The organism is Nitrobacter sp. TKz-YC02 (assembly GCF_049852135.1).
In the GTDB taxonomy this organism is placed as follows: Bacteria; Pseudomonadota; Alphaproteobacteria; order Rhizobiales; family Xanthobacteraceae; genus Nitrobacter; species Nitrobacter vulgaris.
Genome location: NZ_CP180728.1, coordinates 2,510,945 through 2,530,320, shown reverse-complemented (window position 1 = coordinate 2,530,320; position 19,376 = coordinate 2,510,945). Strand labels below are relative to the sequence as shown.

The 19,376-nt window shown below is 57.3% G+C and carries 14 protein-coding genes and 2 pseudogenes; 7 read left to right on the top strand and 9 right to left on the bottom strand.

Translation table 11 applies throughout. The features are described from left to right. Positions 1 to 109: 109 nt before the first annotated feature. Positions 110 to 2,674 carry a glycogen/starch/alpha-glucan phosphorylase gene (locus tag ACM561_RS11975; protein WP_425905323.1) on the top strand — a complete coding sequence of 855 codons (2,565 nt, stop codon included), beginning with the start codon at positions 110 to 112 and terminating at the stop codon, positions 2,672 to 2,674. A gap of 14 nt (positions 2,675 to 2,688) precedes the next feature. Beyond that, positions 2,689 to 4,782, top strand: a complete 2,094-nt coding sequence (gene glgX, locus ACM561_RS11970; RefSeq protein WP_425905321.1) for a glycogen debranching protein GlgX — start codon at positions 2,689 to 2,691, stop codon at positions 4,780 to 4,782. Positions 4,783 to 4,833: 51 nt separating this feature from the next. Here the strand turns inward: glgX and pflA are convergent, their stop codons facing one another. The 4 genes from pflA to ACM561_RS11950 all read right to left on the bottom strand — a co-directional run bounded on the left by pflA (position 4,834) and on the right by ACM561_RS11950 (position 10,297). Continuing rightward, positions 4,834 to 5,661: a pyruvate formate-lyase-activating protein gene (pflA, locus tag ACM561_RS11965; RefSeq protein WP_425905320.1), complete on the bottom strand. Its 828-nt coding sequence runs from the start codon at positions 5,659 to 5,661 to the stop codon at positions 4,834 to 4,836. 13 nt (positions 5,662 to 5,674) lie between these two features. After that, the gene (pflB, locus tag ACM561_RS11960) at positions 5,675 to 7,945 is read right to left on the bottom strand and encodes a formate C-acetyltransferase (protein ID WP_425905318.1); all 2,271 of its coding nucleotides are present in this window, start codon (positions 7,943 to 7,945) and stop codon (positions 5,675 to 5,677) included. 160 nt (positions 7,946 to 8,105) lie between these two features. Next, positions 8,106 to 9,320: an acetate/propionate family kinase gene (locus ACM561_RS11955; protein WP_425905316.1), complete on the bottom strand. Its 1,215-nt coding sequence runs from the start codon at positions 9,318 to 9,320 to the stop codon at positions 8,106 to 8,108. 5 nt (positions 9,321 to 9,325) lie between these two features. Further along, positions 9,326 to 10,297 carry a phosphate acetyltransferase gene (locus ACM561_RS11950; protein WP_425905314.1) on the bottom strand — a complete coding sequence of 324 codons (972 nt, stop codon included), beginning with the start codon at positions 10,295 to 10,297 and terminating at the stop codon, positions 9,326 to 9,328. Between the two features lie 636 nt (positions 10,298 to 10,933). Between ACM561_RS11950 and ACM561_RS11945 the strand changes: the two genes are divergently transcribed. Beyond that, positions 10,934 to 11,515 (top strand): GNAT family N-acetyltransferase, encoded by a 582-nt coding sequence (locus ACM561_RS11945; RefSeq protein ID WP_425905313.1) that lies wholly within the window; start codon positions 10,934 to 10,936, stop codon positions 11,513 to 11,515. Positions 11,516 to 12,213: 698 nt separating this feature from the next. On the opposite strand, the gene ACM561_RS11940 is transcribed toward ACM561_RS11945, so the two are convergent. From ACM561_RS11940 to ACM561_RS11925, 4 genes and pseudogenes are all read right to left on the bottom strand, one after another. After that, entirely contained in the window at positions 12,214 to 14,547 is a 2,334-nt protein-coding gene (locus tag ACM561_RS11940; protein WP_425905311.1) for a Tex family protein, read from the bottom strand. A gap of 80 nt (positions 14,548 to 14,627) precedes the next feature. After that, positions 14,628 to 14,825, bottom strand: a pseudogene (locus tag ACM561_RS11935) (DNA methyltransferase); the annotation flags it as partial. A 202-nt stretch (positions 14,826 to 15,027) separates the two neighbouring features. Further along, positions 15,028 to 15,282 carry a hypothetical protein gene (locus ACM561_RS11930; protein ID WP_079448348.1) on the bottom strand — a complete coding sequence of 85 codons (255 nt, stop codon included), beginning with the start codon at positions 15,280 to 15,282 and terminating at the stop codon, positions 15,028 to 15,030. Between the two features lie 121 nt (positions 15,283 to 15,403). Continuing rightward, complete coding sequence (locus ACM561_RS11925; RefSeq protein WP_425905309.1) at positions 15,404 to 15,973, bottom strand: hypothetical protein; 570 nt, start codon at positions 15,971 to 15,973, stop codon at positions 15,404 to 15,406. Between the two features lie 236 nt (positions 15,974 to 16,209). Here ACM561_RS11925 and ACM561_RS11920 point away from each other — a divergent pair, with 236 nt between their 5' ends. The 4 genes and pseudogenes from ACM561_RS11920 (at position 16,210) to ACM561_RS11905 (ending at position 17,510) form a co-directional block, all read left to right on the top strand. Continuing rightward, positions 16,210 to 16,401 (top strand): hypothetical protein, encoded by a 192-nt coding sequence (locus ACM561_RS11920; protein ID WP_425905308.1) that lies wholly within the window; start codon positions 16,210 to 16,212, stop codon positions 16,399 to 16,401. A 149-nt stretch (positions 16,402 to 16,550) separates the two neighbouring features. Continuing rightward, positions 16,551 to 16,820, top strand: a complete 270-nt coding sequence (locus ACM561_RS11915; protein WP_425905307.1) for a hypothetical protein — start codon at positions 16,551 to 16,553, stop codon at positions 16,818 to 16,820. A 40-nt stretch (positions 16,821 to 16,860) separates the two neighbouring features. Then, a pseudogene (locus tag ACM561_RS11910) lies at positions 16,861 to 16,995 on the top strand (catalase); the annotation flags it as partial. Between the two features lie 302 nt (positions 16,996 to 17,297). Further along, entirely contained in the window at positions 17,298 to 17,510 is a 213-nt protein-coding gene (locus ACM561_RS11905) for a cold-shock protein (RefSeq protein ID WP_425905306.1), read from the top strand. Positions 17,511 to 17,686: 176 nt separating this feature from the next. Here the strand turns inward: ACM561_RS11905 and ACM561_RS11900 are convergent, their stop codons facing one another. Further along, complete coding sequence (locus ACM561_RS11900; protein ID WP_425905304.1) at positions 17,687 to 18,535, bottom strand: AraC family transcriptional regulator; 849 nt, start codon at positions 18,533 to 18,535, stop codon at positions 17,687 to 17,689. Positions 18,536 to 19,376 lie beyond the last annotated feature (841 nt).

The window sequence follows — 19,376 nt, the reverse complement described above, 5'->3', positions numbered from 1 at the left end:
GGATGGCGACCACATAGCAGGCATGGAAAGGGTGCGGTTTTCTGGATCGGAGAGCTCCGTCGACAAAAATCGATGTGCACCAAGATGGCCAGAAAGGTGATCTGGCTTCATGAGTCAGGATGCGGTTGGGCCAAGCATGGAGGACGAACCTATGGGATCTGCAACCGCGAGTTATTCCGGAGCCAACTCGTCCAGCCCGATCGCTCTCACGAACGTTCGCACCGGACTCGGTGCGGATGCGATCGCCGCAGCCTTAATCGAGAATTTGCACTGCCTTCTTGGAAAACTGCCACGATACGCGACACGAAATGACTGGTACATGTGTCTCGCTTACACCGTTCGCGATCGCATGATGGAGCGCTATGTAGCAACGTTAGAATCCATTACCGAAACGAATCCGGACGCCAAGGTCGTTGCATATCTTTCTGCGGAGTTTCTGACCGGGCCGCATCTTGGAAACAGCCTCGTCAATCTCGGTATTTGGCGAGCAGTAGAGGATGCGCTGTCGCGAGTGGGGCAGGGCGATTTATCGAGCCTTTTGGACCAAGAGGAGGAACCTGGGTTAGGCAATGGAGGTCTTGGCCGGTTGGCCGCGTGTTACATGGACTCGCTCGCGACGCTCAACGTTCCTGCGATCGGCTATGGCATTCGCTATGAGTTCGGGATCTTCGATCAAGCGATCCGTGACGGCTGGCAGGTCGAACTGACGGACAAGTGGCTACGCTTTGGTAATCCCTGGGAGATCATTCGCTCCGAGATCGCGTTCGATGTGAAGCTTGGCGGACGCACGGAGCGCTATCGCGACGAGGCCGGTTGCTGGCGCGTACGCTGGATTCCTGAGAAAGTGGTCAAGGGCGTCGCCTACGACACGCCGGTCCCAGGCTATCGTGCGCCCACCACAAATCTGCTGCGCTTATGGAAGGCCGAAGCCACGGAATCTTTTGATTTTGAAGCATTCAACGTCGGCGACTATTACCGGGCGGTTGACGAGAAGATTGAATCGGAAACCATCACCAAGATTCTATATCCGAATGACGAACCCGAAGCCGGGAAGCAGCTGCGGCTGGCGCAGCAGTACTTCTTCGTGTCCTGCTCGCTCCAGGACATGATCCGGTTGCTCATCTTGCGCGGCAAGCCGCTCCACGAGTTCCACTTATACTGGGCCGCGCAGTTGAATGATACGCATCCCTCTATCGCCGTCGCCGAGTTGATGCGGCTCCTTGTGGACGAACACGCGATGGAGTGGGATCAGGCCTGGGCTATCACCCAGCAGACCTGCGGCTACACGAACCACACGCTTCTTGCCGAAGCGCTTGAGCGATGGCCGCTATCGTTGTTTGCCCGACTGCTGCCGCGCCATCTGGAGATCATTTACGAGATCAATCGTCGTTTCCTGGACGATATTCGGCTGCGTTATCCGAGCGATGATCAGCTCCTCCGGCGGCTCTCGCTGATCGACGAGACGGGAGGAAAATATATACGCATGGCGCATCTCGCCAGCGTAGGCAGCCACGCGATTAACGGTGTTGCGGCTCTCCATACCGAACTTCTGAAGCAGACGGTGCTGAGCGACTTCTACAGAGTGGCGCCGGGAAAATTTTTCAATGTGACCAATGGTGTGACGCCGCGCCGCTGGATCGCTCTGAGCAACCCGAACCTGAGCGCTCTGATTACCCGGAAGATTGGTGACCGATGGTTAGCAGATTTGGAGAAGGAGTTCGAACACCTCGAGCCGTTAGCTGTAGACGCAGACTTCCAGAAAGATTGGCAAGCCGTTAAGGCCGATAACAAACGTGTGCTGGCGGATCTCATCAAGGAACGAGCCGGCGTCATCGTTGATCCGCGCTCGCTCTTCGACATTCAGGTCAAGCGGCTGCACGAGTACAAGCGTCAGCACCTGAACGTTTTGTACCTGATCACTCTTTTCAACAGACTAAGGCGTGCTCCCAGCGCCGCGGAAATTCCCCGAACGGTCATCTTTGGCGGCAAGGCTGCTCCCGGATACCGCATGGCCAAGCTCATCATCAAGCTGATTAACTCAGTCGCGACAGCCATCGATCAGGACCCGGTTGTCTCTCAGGTTCTCAAGGTGGTGTTCCTGCCGGACTTCAACGTCAAAAACAGTCACCGCGTATATCCCGCCGCGGATCTGTCAGAGCAGATCTCCACGGCGGGCAAGGAGGCGTCTGGCACAGGCAATATGAAATTCGCCATGAACGGAGCATTGACAATTGGCACCTTGGACGGCGCCAACGTCGAGATTCGCGACGCCGTGGGTCCCGAGAATTTCTTCCTGTTCGGCCTGACGGCCGCAGAGGTCGAGCGATTGAAGATTGGGGGCTACGCGCCGCGCGAATTCTACGAGTCAAATTCGGAGCTGCGCGAAGCGATCGATCTCATCAGTTCGGGGTTCTTTTCGAACGGTGATCGCGCACTCTTCCAGCCTCTCGTCGAATCGCTGATCACCCGCGACGACTACATGCTGCTAGCCGACTATCAGGCCTACGTGGAATGCCAACAAAGCGTCAGTCGAGCCTACTCCGATCAGAGCGCATGGACGCGCATGTCCATTCTGAACTGCGCGCGAGTCGGTCGCTTCTCATCCGACCGCTCGATCCGGGAGTACTGCCGCGACATCTGGAACGTTAGGCCGATTGTTCCTGACGAGAGATGAGCAGGAGACGGGCGATGAGCGCCGGTGATGTCACATCGGGCACGAGCGCTCCTCTCGGTGCGACAGTGCTTCCGGGCGGCGTTAATTTCAGCATATTCTCGAAGCATGCCGTCATGCTCGAGTTGCTTCTGTTTGATAGTGAGAACGCCGCCCAGCCGTCACGGATTATCCCCCTCGACGCCATTAAACATCGCACGCACCATTACTGGCACGTCTTTGTGCCAAACCTTCGGCCCGGTCAGGTGTATGCGTACCGGGCGCACGGCGTCTTCGACCCGGATCGCGGATCTTGGTTTGACCCTAGCAAGATACTCCTGGACCCTTACGGGCTGGCCGTAGTCCTCCCCGAGACATACGACCGCTGGGCTGCCGCGCGGCCCGGCGATAATGCCGCTGTGGCAATGAAGAGCGTCGTGGCCGATCCCAATCGATACGATTGGCAGGGCGATCTACCGCTTAGGCGGCCTTTTGCCGAGAGTGTGATTTACGAGCTGCATGTGCACGGCTTTACTCGCCATTCCAGCTCGGGCGTTCCAGTCGAGAAGCGCGGTACATACGCGGGACTAATCGAAAAGATCCCTTACCTCAAAGATCTCGGCATCACAGCGGTGGAGCTGCTGCCGATATTCCAGTTCGACGCGCAGGACTGCCCGCCAGGTAAGACAAACTACTGGGGCTATGCGCCCGTCTCATTCTTCGCGCCGCATCAGGCGTACAGCTCACAAACGGGTTCGCTTGCAGCTCTCGACGAATTTCGGGACATGGTCAAGGCGCTTCACCGCGCTGGCCTCGAAGTGATCCTGGATGTGGTATTCAATCACACAGCAGAAGGCGGGCGGACCGGGCCGACCTTCTCTTATCGCGGTCTGGCGAACGACGTCTATTACATCCTCGACAAAGAAAAATCCCGTTACGCCGACTACACCGGCTGTGGCAACACGCTCAATGCCAACCAGTCGATCGTGCGCCGCCTGATTCAGGACAGCCTACGTTACTGGGTGTCTCAGATGCATGTGGACGGATTCCGATTCGATCTCGCGTCGATCCTGTCGCGCGACGAGGAGGGGCGCCCGCTAGCGAACCCGCCCGTTCTCTGGGACATTGAATCAGACCCGTTGCTGGCTGGCACTAAGCTGATTGCTGAGGCGTGGGACGCCGCAGGCCTCTATCAGGTGGGAAGCTTCATCGGGGACAGATGGCAGGAGTGGAACGGCCGGTTCCGCGACGACGTGCGAAGTTTTCTGAGAGGCGACAACGGCACGGTGTCGGCTGTGGCTACGCGGATTTTGGGTAGCCCCGACATTTACGGCCACGAGGAGCGCGAAGCCGAGCAAAGTATCAATTTCGTGACCTGTCACGACGGCTTTACCCTCAACGATCTGGTCTCGTACAACCACAAGCACAACGAGGCCAATGGCGAGAACAACCGCGATGGTTCCGACAACAATTTAAGTTGGAGCTGCGGCGCGGAGGGACCGGCCGACGGTCCCATAGTCGAGGCGATACGCAATCGTCAGGTCAAGAATTTCTTCGTACTGGAGCTGTTGGCGGCGGGGACACCAATGCTGCTCATGGGTGACGAGGTGCGCCGAACACAGAGAGGCAATAACAATGCCTATTGCCAAGACTCTGATATCAGCTGGCTCGACTGGAGTCTGCTGAAACAGCACAGCGACATCCACCGTTTCGTCAAAGGGCTGATCGGATTTCGCCAACGGCGTGATGTCGTGACGGAAGGGGCCGCGCTCAGCCTCAATCAACTCCTTCACCGGGCGCGCATCGAGTGGCATGGAGTGGAGCTCAACCGTCCAGACTGGAGCGACCACTCGCATTCTCTTGCCTTCACGCTGCGAAGCTTGCGCGCCCGCTTTCTGCTTCACGGGATACTCAACGCCTATTGGGAGCCGCTGTCCTTCGAACTGCCGCCGGTGCCCGCTGAGCATCAGCAGGAGTGGCGGCGCTGTATCGACACCTCGCTCGATTCGCCAGATGATATATCCCCTTGGGAGAGCGCACCTGTCGTAAGGCCGACGACGTATCTGGCGCAGCCACGGTCCATGGTCCTTCTGGCGCGAGCGCTTGAAGGAAATGTTTCAGAAGTGGAATGATGTCAATGACGATTTGGCTATCGCTGGGACGCTCTGCGAGACCGGAGTCTGTTAACGCGCGTGGCAACCTGCCGCTCGGAACTGTTCGATGACTCGGTTCACCAGGTCTTTGCTGGGGGGCGGGGTGTTGTGCAGCTTGTAGTCGAGCCCCATCGCCTTCCACTTAAAAGAACCCAGCTGATGGAACGGCTGTACCTCGACCCACTCGACGTTCTTCATCGGCGCGACGAATCGAACGATGCCGTCGATGTTTGCAGGATCGGCGGTCTCGCCGGGGACGAGAGTGAAACGAACCCATACCGGCTTGGACAGCGAGGCGAGCCGCTCAGCGAAGCGCAGCGTCGGTGCGAGGTCGCGACCTGTCACTCGTCGGTAGGTGTCGGGATCCGAGCTTTTGATGTCGAGCAGCACAAGGTCGATGTTCGACAGATAGCTTTCGTCGGCGCGATCCCCCAGAAATCCGGAGGTTTGAATCGCCGTGTGTAGACCCAATGCCTTTGCTCCGGCAAATATCCGTCGGGTAAATGCAAGTTGAACCATCGGTTCACCGCCGGAAATTGTAAGCCCCCCCGAGAGTAGAAGAAGTGCGGGCGCGAAATCACCTAAGCGACGAAGCACCTGATCGGCCGAAACGTAAGTCCCGTCCTTCAGATGCCACGTATCCGGGTTATGGCAGTACGTGCACCGCAATAAGCAGCCGGAGACGAAGATCACGACGCGCAAACCCGGCCCATCATATCGGGACGAAGTTTCGTAGGAGTGGCAATACCCGAACGCGCCCTCTTTGTCCTTGAGCTGGCCTTCGTCTGGAGCGTCGGGCGAAATTCCTACCCGGAGGTCATGGCGACTTCCGGGTTCAAGTAACTGCACCGTCGCCATGGTGCACCTCGTTTCAGATCTGGCCGTGGAAAGTGCGGTTAATCACATCTCTCTGCTGTTCCGGAGTAAGACGGACGAAATTGACGGCATAGCCAGAAACTCGAATGGTGAGCTGAGGGTACTTGTCCGGATTCTTCATAGCATCCTCAAGCGTATTTTTATCGATCACGTTCAGGTTCATGTGGAACCCCCCTCGATCGAAGTAGAGGTCGAACGCCTTGACAGCTTCATCGATCAGCTGGCTTTCCGACAGATGCGCCTTCTGTGGAGCGACGGAGACCGTATAGCTGATGCCGTCCTGCGCTTCCTTGTAAGGAATCTTTGCAACAGACAGACAGGAAGCGAGCCAGCCATGGCTGTCCCGACCGTGCATCGGGTTGGCGCCCGGTCCGAATGGCTCGCCCCTTCTCCGACCATCGGGGGTATTTCCCGTAGCCTTTCCATAAACTACGTTCGAAGTAATGGTGAGCACGCTCTGCGTGTGCGTCGCATTGCGGTAAGTGGGGTGTTTTCGGATCTTCCCCATGAAGCTGGTGACGATGTTTGCCGCCAGCTGATCCACGCGATCATCATTGTTTCCGAATTGTGGGCTCGCCTTGTTCTCTTCATTTTGAAAGTCGACCACCAATCCTGTCACATCGCGGGAAACGCGGATCTTGCCGTACTTGATCGCGCTGAGGCTATCGGCCACCACTGACAGGCCGGCGATGCCGAATGCCATTGTTCTGAGGATATCGCGATCATGTAAAGCCATCTCTAGGCGTTCGTAGAAATACTTGTCGTGCATATAGTGGATGCAGTTCATTGCGTGGACATACGTGCGTGCCAGCCACTCCATGGTGGCGTCGAACTTGGCCATCACATCGTCGTAGTCGAGGAAGTCGCCCGCGACTGGCCGCATTTCGGGAGCTATCTGCTCGCCTGTGATTTCATCGCGACCGCCGTTAATCGCATACAGAAGCGCCTTCGCCAGGTTTACACGGGCACCAAAAAACTGCATCTGCTTGCCGAGGCGCATCGCCGAAACGCAGCAGGCAATGCCGTAATCGTCACCCCAGAAGGGACGCATCAGATCGTCGTTCTCGTATTGAAGCGAGGACGTATCGCGGCTGACCTTGGCACAATAGCGCTTGAATGCTGCGGGCATATGGTTGGACCAGAGAACCGTAATATTCGGCTCGGGCGCCGGGCCAAGATTTGTAAGCGTGTGCAGCATGCGAAAGCTGCTCTTGGTCACCAGCGTGCGCCCGTCGAGATCCATACCGCCGACACACTCGGTTGCCCAATAAGGATCTCCGCTAAACAGCGCGTCGTATTCTGGCGTACGCAGAAAACGGACGATACGAAGCTTTTGAACGAGCTGATCCCAGAGTTCCTGTGCTTTGCCTTCATCCAAAACCCCCTGCTTCAGATCCCGCTCAATGTAGATATCAAGGAAGCTCGATATGCGGCCAATGGACATCGCTGCCCCATTGGCTTCCTTGATTGCTCCTAGATAGGCAAAATAAGTCCACTGGAATGCTTCCTGAGCATCGTGAGCGGGCTTCGATATATCGATGCCATACAGCCTGGCCATCGAAGAAAGGTCCGCGAGCGCGCGCATCTGTTCGGACAGTTCTTCGCGCAGCCGAATGACGTCATCACTCGACCACATGCCGTCGATCTGTTTCCGCTCGGCGCGCTTGGCTGCGAGAAGGCGGTCAATCCCGTAAAGAGCGACTCGCCGATAATCCCCGATAATACGGCCGCGACCGTAAGCATCCGGCAGGCCGGTGATAATCCCGGACCTTCGGCAATTCATGATCTCGGACGTATAGGTATCGAAGACCCCGTCGTTATGTGATTTCCTATATTTTGTGAAAACCTCGTGGACGACGGGGTCGGGCTGGAAGCCTGCGGCCTTGAGGCCCGATTCGACCATCCGCAATCCCCCGAAGGGAAAAATCGCCCGCTTGAAAGGTTGGTCGGTCTGAAGCCCTACGATAATTTCGTTTTCGCGGTCGATGTAGCCGGCCTTGTGAGAAAGCAATGTCGAGGGAGTCTGAGCGTCGACTGCAAGCACCCCCTTTTTCTGTTCCTCAGCGAAGTAGGGTTGCAATTTCGCCCAGACGGCCCTGGTGCGCTGCGATGGTCCAGTGAGAAAGGATTCGTCGCCTATGTAAGGCGTAGCATTTCGGACGATGAAATTACGAACGTCGATGGAACTGAGCCAATCGCCAGGCTGAAAATCGTTCCAGAAATCTCCGGCCTTGGTTTCCTTTTTCCGGGCTGCACCTGCCTTCATGGTGAATCTCCCACAGGCCTCGACAGATAAGGTAGCTGCCATGGTGACAATTCCGCGGGAACCGTGACAAGCGCCAGCACCTCCAGCCTTGATTCAAATCAACGACGATCAGGTCTTTCTTGCGCTTCAAGGAAAGCCTTGGTGTCACGGAGTTCTGGTATCACGACACATTGTTATGTCGGGCATTCGGCGATGGCCTCTCCAGCAGCAGCGACAATGTGTGCTTCGCAATCATCAACTCTTCGTCGGTCGGTATGATGTAAACCGGGATGCGGCTGTCGGAACGTGATATGAGTTGCGCATTGCGGGAATTCTCGTCAGCACTAAGCGTAACACCAAGCCACCTCAGTTGATCGACGATGCGCGCCCGAATCCGGGTCGAGTTTTCGCCGATACCGGCGGTAAAGACGAAAGCGTCGAGACCCTGCAGCGCGGCTGCGAGCATGCCAGCATCGAGGCCGACCCGATAAACGAAATAATCAATCGCAAGTTTCGCCTTAGGGTCCTCGCTCGCCTCCAGTTCGCGCATATCGTTGCTGACACCCGAGAGTCCTTTCAATCCGCAATCCCGGTAAAGGAAGTCTTGTACTTTAGCAGGTGACATTCCCTTCTCTGAGATCAGATAGAGCACGACACCGGGATCGATTTGGCCTGGACGCGTTCCCATAGGTAGCCCGTCGAGTGCCGTGAACCCCATGGTACTCTCGATGCTGCGTCCCCCCTTTAACGCGCACATCGAGGCCCCGCTACCGAGATGCGCGACAATCACCCGGCCCTTGGCGATCTCGGGCGCGACGTGCGGCAAAGTCTTCGCGATATACTCATATGAGAGACCGTGAAATCCGTAACGCCGCACACCCTCGGCATATAACTGGTGAGGAATCGCATAGAGGTCAGAGACAGCGTCACGCGTGCGGTGAAACGCAGTATCGAAACAAGCCACCTGTGGGAGTGTTGGAAAATTAGCGAGAAGTGACCGGACCGGAGCCAAATTATGCGGCTGATGAATCGGAGCCAGAGCCACAAGCCGTTCCAGCCGCGCTACGACGCCGTGGTCGATCAACACCGGCCGGTCATAATCCGGTCCGCCGTGAACCACGCGATGGCCGACAGCCATCGGGCTCATGCCGAGTTCGTCGCGCAACCATCCGCCGGCGATGCCCATTGCTGTTGGAACATCCGAAACCAATTCGATCGGATAGGCGCGGTGGGCTAGTGGTTCGCCACGCACGCCGCTCGCACGTAGGCGGGGACGGCTGCCAATTCCGTCGATCTGGCCCTTGATCTGCCGGCGTAGCCTCCCTTCTCCTTCGATCGAAAAGATCTGAAACTTGACGCTTGAGGAGCCTGCATTGACGACGAGGATAGTATCCATAGCGATCACGCGGCAACTGTTGGAGCCTGTTGGCGCCTTGCATTCGCGTAGAGAGCCGCGACCGCGCAGGAAGCCATCCGAGCGCGCGCCGAGTCTGCACGAGATGTCAAAACGACAGGCACCCGGGCACCAAGCACAATACCCGCGCCGTCTGCCTTGGCGAAGTAGGCGAGATTCTTCGCCAGCATATTGCCAGCTTCGAGGTCGGGCACGAGCAGAATCTGCGCTCGGCCGGCAACCTCGGACCTGATCCCCTTGATCCGTGCCGCCTCCACATCGATCGCATTGTCGAAGGCAAGCGGTCCGTCGAGCACGCCGCCGGTAATCTGCCCTCGATCGGCCATTTTGCAGAGTGCCGCCGCCTCGATCGTAGACGGGATACTCGGAGTAACGGTCTCGACCGCCGACAGAATCGCCACACGCGGTAATTTCCCGTACCCGGTTTGTGTGTACAGATCAATGGCGTTCTGAATGATATCTCGTTTCGCGTCGAGATCGGGGAAGATGTTGATGGCAGCATCCGTCACAAACAATGTTTCGGCATAGGCCGGTACATCCATGACGAATACATGGCTGATCCGCCGGTTGGTCCGCAGCCCGCCCACCTTTGCCGTAATGCTGCGCATCAATTCGTCGGTGTGCAAACTTCCTTTCATCAGCATCTCGCCCTCGGCAGCATGGATGAGCTCAACGCTCTTTGCGGCCGCAGCCTCGCTGTGCGAAACGTCAACAATCTTGAAGCCGGAGACGTCCAAGCCACACTTGCTAGCCGTTTCTTTGATTTTCCCTTCTGGTCCGACCAGTGTCGGCCGGATAATGCCTGCCGTCGTACTTTCGACGACGCCGCGCAACGAGGTTTCATCGCAGGGATGCACGACAATCGTCGCCGCCGGCGGCACCGCCTTAGCTGCAGCGATCAGACGGTCATACTTGCTGAGGGAGCGCGCGTTTCCTGAATTGTCTAACATAGCGTTCATGGTGTGGCTCCGGATCTTTCCGATTAACGGCTACGATGCCGTCGCTCTGGGATCGAGGGGGCGGCTAGAGTCCTGATCCGAAAATTCTTCCGCATCGATACTGTAAAGCTCGGCAACACGTTTTAAACGCTTCGCGGCCTCAGCCGAAATTTCGACACTGGCGGACAACACTTCGCCAATGGCTGTAAAAGCAGCTTGGCCGAGACTAGGCCGCATTCGGCGTGTCGGCACCTTTGGTCTCGAAAGCCGCTTCGGCTTCGTAGAGACGGGATGTTAAGGACGCTGGGTTGACCCACATCCCATCATGTACCTCACAGCCGAAGTAACAAAACCGCTGACCTAAAACAGCCCAGCAGTATTACTTTGTCGATCGATATGTCCTGGCACAGCGGTCGTGCAATCTATTCAAGGAACATCGAGGCATCGGCCGTTGATTTAGGTCAACGTTCGGCGATTAACCGGGTAATGGCGCTGATTTGACAGGATCATAACTGCGATCCCTACAGGCCGGTGCTGGGAAAACCTGCCAGCTTGAAGCAGATGCCGGTCAACAGGGATTGGATGATTGCGACCGATGACGCCCTGAGATTCTGCGTGGATAGTGCCGCCTGCCAGATCGAGGAAATGTGAGTTGGCTTGGCTCCAACTGGCGGTTCAAATCGATGCTGCTGTACTGGTTGCGGGTACGAGCGGTCGATGGCTGACGCTATAAACTATACTGCACGGGAGCTTCTGCACGACGGCAGAAAAGTCGAAATCCGCGCGCTCCGGCAGGAAGATGAAGCCCTCATGCTCGCCGCAATCGAACGGACTAGTGCGCAATCACTGCAGCGTCGCTTCTTCGTCATGAAGCGCCGTTTCTCCGAGCAAGAGCGCGCCTTCTTCATGAACGTCGATTTCAAGAACCATGTCGCGATTGTCGCTCTCGCAGAGGATGCCGGGCGCAAAGCGATTGCCGGAGGCGGCAGATATATTGTCTTCGACCCCGGACGGGCCGAGATGGCGTTTGTCGTTGTCGATGCCTGGCAGGGACGAGGCGTTGGCTCCATTCTAATGCGTCATCTCGTCAAGCTGGCGAGCGATGCTGGGTTACAGGAATTAACGGCTGACGTTCTGTCCGAGAACGTCCCAATGAGAAAAGTATTCGAAAAAGTTGGCTTCACGCCCGCCGCGCACCAGGACCCGCATATAACCCATCTCGTGCTGAAGCTTTCTTAGGAAGAGGCTTCGAGGCGGGAAGCGAGCTCGCCAAGTAATCCCGGCACAACGGGATACATCTGGCGAAAGAATAGATTGGTATTTCGGAGACTGGGAAAGCTCGCTGGACAAGATCGCAATCTTCAATATTTGAGCCTACCATTCGAAAGATTTTACAGATCATGATGTTCTCGCGTCGCTTCCGTCGAGTCGTATAGCGCTCGATTGGGCAGTCGGTACTATTCTCAGAAGAAGAGGCAGGCAAGCGTGTCGTAATCTGCATGCGAGTCGCGAACTATTGGTGGGCGAGCGAGCGCTAAGGCATGTCACTTTTCGCGCCGGTGACGACGAGGGGAGGACACGGACAAAGGGGCCAATGTGTCAGAGGATTGAAAGAGTAACGAGCGAGGCTAGCTAGAACTTTGGCTTGGCGCGCTGAAAACAAGTGGGAGTTGATGGCCGAGCGCAAATATGGAGGATTTTCCGCCAGAAGAATCTGTCTCGATCCATCTGACCGCAACGGATTGATTTCGGTCGACGCCTCGGCTCTCCACTTTTGAAGTCAGCTCGGTCCGGAGCGTTCGGCCTCGATTTCCTGAAAATGATTTGCCTGCGCTTGGAGGAAAGCTTCAGCGCGCAGCGGTCATCGTCGGAGCACTAGCTCTGATCCGCCTAGATGAAATGCATGGTTTCGCCGGGCAGCAGAGAGCGCAGTAGGGCTATTTAGTCTTACCGTTTCCGCTCTTCTCGTTAGCGCGCCGCAGAGCTTCAGCAAGCGCTCCGCCGCCGGATTGCTGATGCGGCTTGCCCGGCGTCGACGTCATTCGCCGGCTTTTGTCTTTTGGGATGCCTTGCGATGGCCGCTCGCTCATGCCGCCGAGCTCATCATCGAGGCGGAGCGTCAATGCGATCCGTTTACGGGCGACATCGATATCCAGTACCTTCACCTTGACTACGTCACCTGATTTGACGACGTCGCGCGGGTCTTTGATGAAAGACTTCGACATCGCCGAAATGTGTATCAGTCCATCTTGATGGACGCCGATATCGACGAAGGCGCCGAAGGCGGCTACGTTGGTTACGGCACCTTCGAGGATCATGCCAGGCTTCACATCTTTGAGGGTCTCGACTCCTTCTTTGAAGACCGCAGTCTTAAAGGCCGGCCGCGGGTCGCGACCGGGTTTTTCAAGCTCGCGTAGAATGTCGATCACGGTCGGCAAACCGAAGGTGTCATCAACGAAATTCTGCGGCTTGACCTGGCGGAGGATATCCGTGTTTCCGATGAGCGCCTTGATGTTGCTTTTGGTGGCAGCAAGAATTTTGCGTACGACGGGGTAAGCCTCGGGGTGGACTCCCGAGGCATCGAGCGGATCGTCGCCACCAGTGATCCGCAGGAAGCCGGCGCATTGTTCGAACGCTTTCGGCCCCAGTCGAGGCACCTGCTTTAGCCCTTTACGCGCCTTGAACGGCCCGTTGTTATCACGGTATTGGACAATGGCTTGCGCCAATCCCGCGCCGATCCCTGAGACGCGTGCGAGGAGCGGCACAGAAGCAGTGTTGGCATCGACTCCGACCGCGTTAACACAATCCTCGACCACCGCATCAAGGGAGCGAGCCAGTTTACTCTCGCCAAGATCATGCTGATACTGTCCTACGCCGATCGCTTTCGGATCGATCTTGACCAATTCGGCCAATGGATCCTGTAGCCGCCGCGCAATCGATACCGCCCCGCGCAGCGTGACGTCGAGTTCGGGCAATTCCTCTGACGCAAAAGCCGACGCCGAATAAACCGAAGCGCCGGCTTCCGACACCACGATCTTCGACATTTTCATATCGGGCAGGGATTTTACCAGATCCATAGCGAGCCTGTCGGTCTCGCGCGACGCCGTACCGTTGCCGATCGCGATCAAGTCAACGCCATGTTGAACGGCGAGCTTGCCGAGCGTGGCGAGTGCCGCATCCCATTGCCGCTGAGGCTCGTGCGGATAGACCGCCGTGGTGGCCACCACTTTGCCCGTCGCATCGACAATAGCGACCTTGACTCCGGAGCGGAATCCGGGGTCGAGCCCCATGGTAACGCGTGCCCCCGCTGGCGCCGCGAGCAACAGGTCGCGCAAATTCGACGCGAACACACGTACTGCCTCGTGTTCGGCTGTGTTCCAAAGCCGCATCCGCAAATCGATATTGAGATGAATCTGAATCTTGGTCCGCCAGGCCCAGCGCACCGTTTCTGTTAGCCATTTGTCGCCGGGCCGTCCACGATCGGAAATCGCGAAACGCTGCATGATCTTCAATTCGTAGGTGCTGACCGCAGCTGGCGTAGCCGTAGCTGGTTCGGGCAATATCTGAAGGTCGAGAATATCCTCTTTCTCACCGCGAAACATTGCAAGGATGCGATGTGACGGCAGCTTGGTGAGCGGCTCGCTGAATTCGAAATAGTCCTTGAATTTTTCGCCCTCGGTCTTCTTGCCGCTCCGCACGGTGGACGACATCACACCGTTCGACCACATCTGTTCTCGCAGCACGCCGATCAGGTCAGCATCTTCCGCGAAACGTTCCACCAGAATGGCGCGGGCGCCGTCCAGCGCAGCCGCAACATCGGCGATCGAGTTGTCGACGTTTACGAACGGCTCTGCTACCGTCTTCGGATCATTCTGCGGTTCCGCCAACAGCAATTGAGCCAGCGGCTCCAGTCCGCGCTCTTTGGCGATCTCAGCCTTGGTGCGGCGCTTCGGCTTGAACGGAAGGTAAATGTCTTCCAGACGCCCCTTGCTATCGGCAGCGAGAATTGCTGCTTCCAATATGGCGTCGAGCTTTCCCTGTTCGCGAACCGAATTGAGAATCGCGGCACGACGGTCTTCGAGTTCACGCAGATAATTCAAACGATCTTCGAGTGCCCGCAATTGAGCATCATCCAGGGAACCCGTGATTTCCTTCCGGTAACGAGCAATGAACGGAACGGTTGCGCCCCCATCGAGCAACGCAACCGTCGCTTCAACTTGCTGCTCGTGAACGCCGAGCTCTTCCGCGATCCGTCGATTGATGTTTGCCACGCGCCGTCATCCTGAACCATCGCGACGAATAAAAAGTCTCGCCGCGAAATGACGCTTATGAACTACCGTCGACTGACTGATCAACCTCTTGGAACAAACAAATTAGTCTGGGGACGAACTTCGATCGCAATGATGCATGCTGTGCGCAGCCTGCGGACAATGACGTCACAATATCGCGGATCGATTTCGATACCGTGGCCGCGGCGGCCCATCTGCTCGGCCGCAATAAATGTCGTGCCGGAACCGGCAAAAGCGTCAAGGACAATACCCTTTCTATGGGACGATTGCCGCTAAGAGCGGTCGTCGATAGTTTTTTAGCATCCCTTCCTTCACGTTAATCCTGGATGTGCGGTTGCCCTGCGTCCGCCACCACCCAGTTCGGAGGGACCGAACTCAGTGGCACATCCGTTAATTTGTCCAATCAATTGCGGGATTTCCGCGATGCGTCGGGTCTCTGCGCGCGTCTCCGGCCGGAGCGCATTAGTCGTCGTCGCAAACCTCCATCTTCTTCATGCCGGCCTCCGCTTCTGACCGGGTCTTGAAGACGCCGAGGCCGACGATAGTCGACGGGGTTGTCGGGATGTTCGTGGTGGTCGCTGGCCTCTTGTCCACGATGGTGCACTTCTTCGTCGCGGCATCGCGGATGACGTAGTATTCCTCGTGATGGACCACCGTCTCGGCGAACGCCGGCGCGGCCGCAAACGCAATAAGCGCGCTCAGCGCGAGTCTCTTCATAGGAGCCGTTCTCCAATTAAACAAGGCAGAACGCGTACCTCGTTGAGTCCGGCTAGTAAACCTCGGAATCCTGCGTCTGCGGCCCTTGCGTGCTTTCGTTGTGGGAGGCAAACCCTCCGCCTCACTTTGAGACCAACACGCCCGAGGCAGGTCGGAGCGCCTTCCAAAGGACAAATAATAAGGCGCCGACTGCAATAGCGATGCTCAGGCCGGCCCACATGATGGCGCGGCTCGCGATATCGCCTGCGCGCGTTGCGGCCGTGTTTGCCTGGCGTTCGGAAGCGGCGGAGCGCTCGGCTGCCAGTGCGGACTGGATTGCCATGGTATGGACGTGCCGGCCCAAGGCCCATTCGACATATCCTCTCAGCTTGCTGGTCGGAATCCCGAAGCATCTGATCGAGAAAGGACCTGAGCAAAAATCGTCCTGCTTCGCGAGGCGCGCCAATTGGTCAGGCGTGAGGCTCTCAACCTGCGGGACGATGTCACGCGTGATGCTCTGCTTTGTCGACGGCTCTGCAAGCTTCAGCCTCGGCCAGTCGTATTCGCCTCCGTAATAATCGGAAACTGAATAGGCGTCCCGCTCGCCGTTGTCGGGAAGGGCCGCTTCGGTCTTTGAGCTTCCGGGCATGGCCAGAAGCACCACCAGCGCCGAAACGGCAGCCACCGCAGCGATCATCGATCCTTTCAACATAACATCCCTCCGATCAAGAGGCTTACTATCGTGTCTTGCCTTTGACAAACCAAGCATGTGGACATTCTGAACCGAGGCGCCGCCGTTTATCTCCTCGCAGAATGTCTCTAGCAGCCTTGTAACGAGAGAGGAGGCGTAACGAGAGAGGAGGCGACTATTACGCGCCCGTGTGCGGCCTTCCGGGAACGGTCACGGCCCGGTGAGGTTGCTATCCCGAACACGCATGGAGCGCAGCCATGGCATTCCCCAATAACGACGAGCGTCCCAGGGCAACAAGCGATGCGAAGCGCACCAAAACCGCCCGCTGGGCTATCGCGGGCGTGGTCATCCTGGTGCTGTTTGGCATCCTGCTGATCTCCCCCGGCCGCAACACGCACGATAAGTCCGCCGAGAATCCGCCGCCGCCCGCAACGCAAGCGCAGCCCTAGGGATGAGATGCGCCGCAAACGAAACCCGCCAGGGATAACCGGCGCGCTCCGCATGCGTTCCGCGAAACGCGCTTTGGAAATGCGCGCCGCGGCGGGGAACGATTCGGAAGCGCGGCGGTTTTTACCCGCCCATCTGCCGGATGATCCCCATGTCATATTTGTTTCCTATACCGCAGGTTCCCGCTCTTGAGGACGCGTTGGATATCGCGATGGATTACCTCGAGCGCACGGGCCAGGCCTTTCCGCTCTCGCAGACCGAGCGCTTCTGCGGCCAGGTCATTTTCGAGGAGTGGGCGACCGGCAGGCGCCATCGAGTCTGGCTCGCCAACAGGGCGATCGGTGCCGTAGAGCAGGCCAGGAAAGCGAACTGGTTTCGCATCCTGCACGAGCCCGTCACCGCGTCCGGCATCAAAGGCTGACAGTAGCGATGCAGTCGGCGGCTTTGCTTGTGGCCTGAACTTCTTCATCCAGGACGCCATTAAGTTTCCGGATATGGTCCATGTCGTCAAGGAAGAGCCGGACCGGGCATTTCCACAGGTGCTGTCCGCGCATGATAGCTTCTGGGACTTTATCAGTCTGACGCCAGAATCAGTGCCAGGTACACCGGCGTACCGCTGCAGCTCACTTTTCTCCTTTATCCGGAGTGACGGCTCTCGACGCGGTCGGTCCCTGGGAAGTTCTGTACCGCGTTTCCGGAGTTGAGATTCGGTTCGTAGGCGGAAGCGTCGCCTTCGAGAGAAGGCCAAGACGACGGAGATCAAGCGCGTGCGTTCGAGCGCAGGTCGTCCATTCAATACGTCCGGGTCAGAGAAACGTTCGGTCAAGCAACATGGAACGAACAAGTTCGGGAGCGTTATAACTCAGGTTGAGAAGTCACTCCAAAACGGAGTGCGGCAGTGGCGACTGGTATTGTAAAGTGGTTCAACGCGGCGAAAGGTTTTGGTCTTATCGAGCCCGATAGCGGCGGCAAGGACGTGTTCGTCTATATCTCAGCCGTGGAGATGGCGGGCTTCAGCACGCTTATTGAGGGCGTAAAGGTCTCTTATGAAGTCGTCGCGAACCGTGGCACGGAAAGCGCGGAAAACCTTCGAATCGGTATATTTGACTGAGTGAGTCGATGTGGATGGCCCGAGGCAAAGCTTCGGGCCATTTGCGTTCCGGATGTCGCCAATCCTCCTCTTTTTTCGCGGAATGCGAGGGCGAGGAAGACGGTTGGTCGCGTTTTTGCTGCGACCCGGAACACGAGAAGACATTCGAGGAGTTCGCAGAGACACGGCGGCTCGCGCTATCTCAGCGGCAGAAATAGTTCCGCAACCGCTTCGTGCTCTGGCACGTCCGGGAAGAAACTGAGCCGCTGGCAGTAGATCGGGAAGTCTCGTGCTTCTTCGCCACTTGTCGGAAGCCAGTCACGATAAAGATAGAGCGCGGCGGGCTCCAGATTACTGGTGTTGCCGGCGACGCGTAGAACAGCGCAGCGTCCTCCGGGGATTTCCCCGACTCTAATCTCCGCGCCGTTCGCTTCAACTTGTTCGTCCGTCCCAACACAAAGGTCGACGCTGTAGTCGGCAGGCGATACAGGACGCCGCTCAGAACGCCAGACATTGAAAGTGGGATTGGTCTTCGGGTGCAGCCCAGCTGCCCTTCGCCACGCGATGAACCTTTGGATCGTGCTGCCCAACGTCGCCGTGTCTCCACGATGCTCCATAGTCGCCACCCGTGTGGTGGGCACATTCCGGATCGTCACGTCGTCATCGCTGAAGATCTTTTTCATGAGTTTGCTCCTGACTTCGTCGAGTGGCCCTAAGGCCGAAAGCCACGGCTTCCATTTGGGAGATTTTCGGAATGACGATGGCGATTGCCCAAACCGTTTCTGAAAGGCGCGAGCGAATGCGTCCGGCGCGTCGTAGCCGGCTTCCATCGCAATGTCTGTGACGCTGCGTGTGTTCATATAGGCTAGCTGGTGTGATGCGCGCTTCAGCCGGGCCAACTGGACATAGCGATGCACGGACAGCCCATAGCTCGCCGTGAATTGCCGGTGAAAATGAAACTTCGAGAAGGCAGCAATGCCGCTCAACGTTTCCAAGCTCAAATCATCATCAAGATGCCGGTCAATATAGTCCAGCACTCGCCGCATTCGTGCTTGGTAGTTTTGTTACGCCGCCTTCATCTTTCCCTTCCGTGGCGGCTCAGTTAGTCCTTAATTGGCACGATATGCTTGACCGATCTTGCGGTTCTAAAAGAAAAGGAAATGGGCAGAAGCGGATCGATAAAGGACACGTCGATCCGGTCGGCGTCTCCAAGTCGGGATGCCTTGGCAACCCGGAGAAGAGAGCGCGGCGAAGAACACTAAGAAAGGTTCTTTGAGAGAGTGCCGATGTAACTCCGGTTCGCTGGATTCCGGATGTCGGCGCTACCGGTTCGTCTTCAGCCCGATCTTCCAGGCGGCGATCCAGAGCTTCATCGGGAGCTATAGGAGGAGGCAGGCCGAAGATTACCCTCAAGGAAGGCAGCGCCCGATGTCCCCGACCAAGCCATTCCCCAGGGTCAAAGGACCTCTATAGTTAGACGTTCGAGCAAATCGCTTTTGAACCCCTAGTTGCAAATTTGTAGGTCACAAGGTTGTGACCAGGTTGCATCCGACGCACTCAACAAGGGCATGATCAGAGAGTTTATGGAAGTCCATAAACAATTCTGGCTCTGCAACCCTCACCTAGGGGTCGTGTGAGTAACGCTGGATCTGGACTGCACTTGGCTGGTCCACTTCGCTACCATCATGGCAAACGTGACGATCGCCCAAGCAGTGAACCCGAACAGGGCCGTAGCGATCAACTTCCTTCGCATTGGGCGTTTCTCTTGATGCCGAATACCGTCTTCGGATCGTCGGAACCTAGCTCGGATTGTACCGCGAGAAAAGGGACGCGAAGCTACCGCTTCGCCTTCGGCCCCGCTTCGGAGACGAGGTGGCTCGACAGGCT

Excerpts from the sequence above, each read along its gene's own strand:
- ACM561_RS11975 (WP_425905323.1), top strand. The coding sequence starts at position 110 with ATGAGTCAGGATGCGGTTGGGCCAAGCATGGAGGACGAACCTATGGGA.
- glgX (WP_425905321.1), top strand. The coding sequence starts at position 2,689 with ATGAGCGCCGGTGATGTCACATCGGGCACGAGCGCTCCTCTCGGTGCG.
- pflA (WP_425905320.1), bottom strand. The coding sequence starts at position 5,661 with ATGGCGACGGTGCAGTTACTTGAACCCGGAAGTCGCCATGACCTCCGG.
- pflB (WP_425905318.1), bottom strand. The coding sequence starts at position 7,945 with ATGAAGGCAGGTGCAGCCCGGAAAAAGGAAACCAAGGCCGGAGATTTC.
- ACM561_RS11955 (WP_425905316.1), bottom strand. The coding sequence starts at position 9,320 with ATGGATACTATCCTCGTCGTCAATGCAGGCTCCTCAAGCGTCAAGTTT.
- ACM561_RS11950 (WP_425905314.1), bottom strand. The coding sequence starts at position 10,297 with ATGAACGCTATGTTAGACAATTCAGGAAACGCGCGCTCCCTCAGCAAG.
- ACM561_RS11930 (WP_079448348.1), bottom strand. The coding sequence starts at position 15,282 with ATGAAGAGACTCGCGCTGAGCGCGCTTATTGCGTTTGCGGCCGCGCCG.
- ACM561_RS11925 (WP_425905309.1), bottom strand. The coding sequence starts at position 15,973 with ATGTTGAAAGGATCGATGATCGCTGCGGTGGCTGCCGTTTCGGCGCTG.
- ACM561_RS11920 (WP_425905308.1), top strand. The coding sequence starts at position 16,210 with ATGGCATTCCCCAATAACGACGAGCGTCCCAGGGCAACAAGCGATGCG.
- ACM561_RS11915 (WP_425905307.1), top strand. The coding sequence starts at position 16,551 with ATGTCATATTTGTTTCCTATACCGCAGGTTCCCGCTCTTGAGGACGCG.
- ACM561_RS11900 (WP_425905304.1), bottom strand. The coding sequence starts at position 18,535 with ATGCGGCGAGTGCTGGACTATATTGACCGGCATCTTGATGATGATTTG.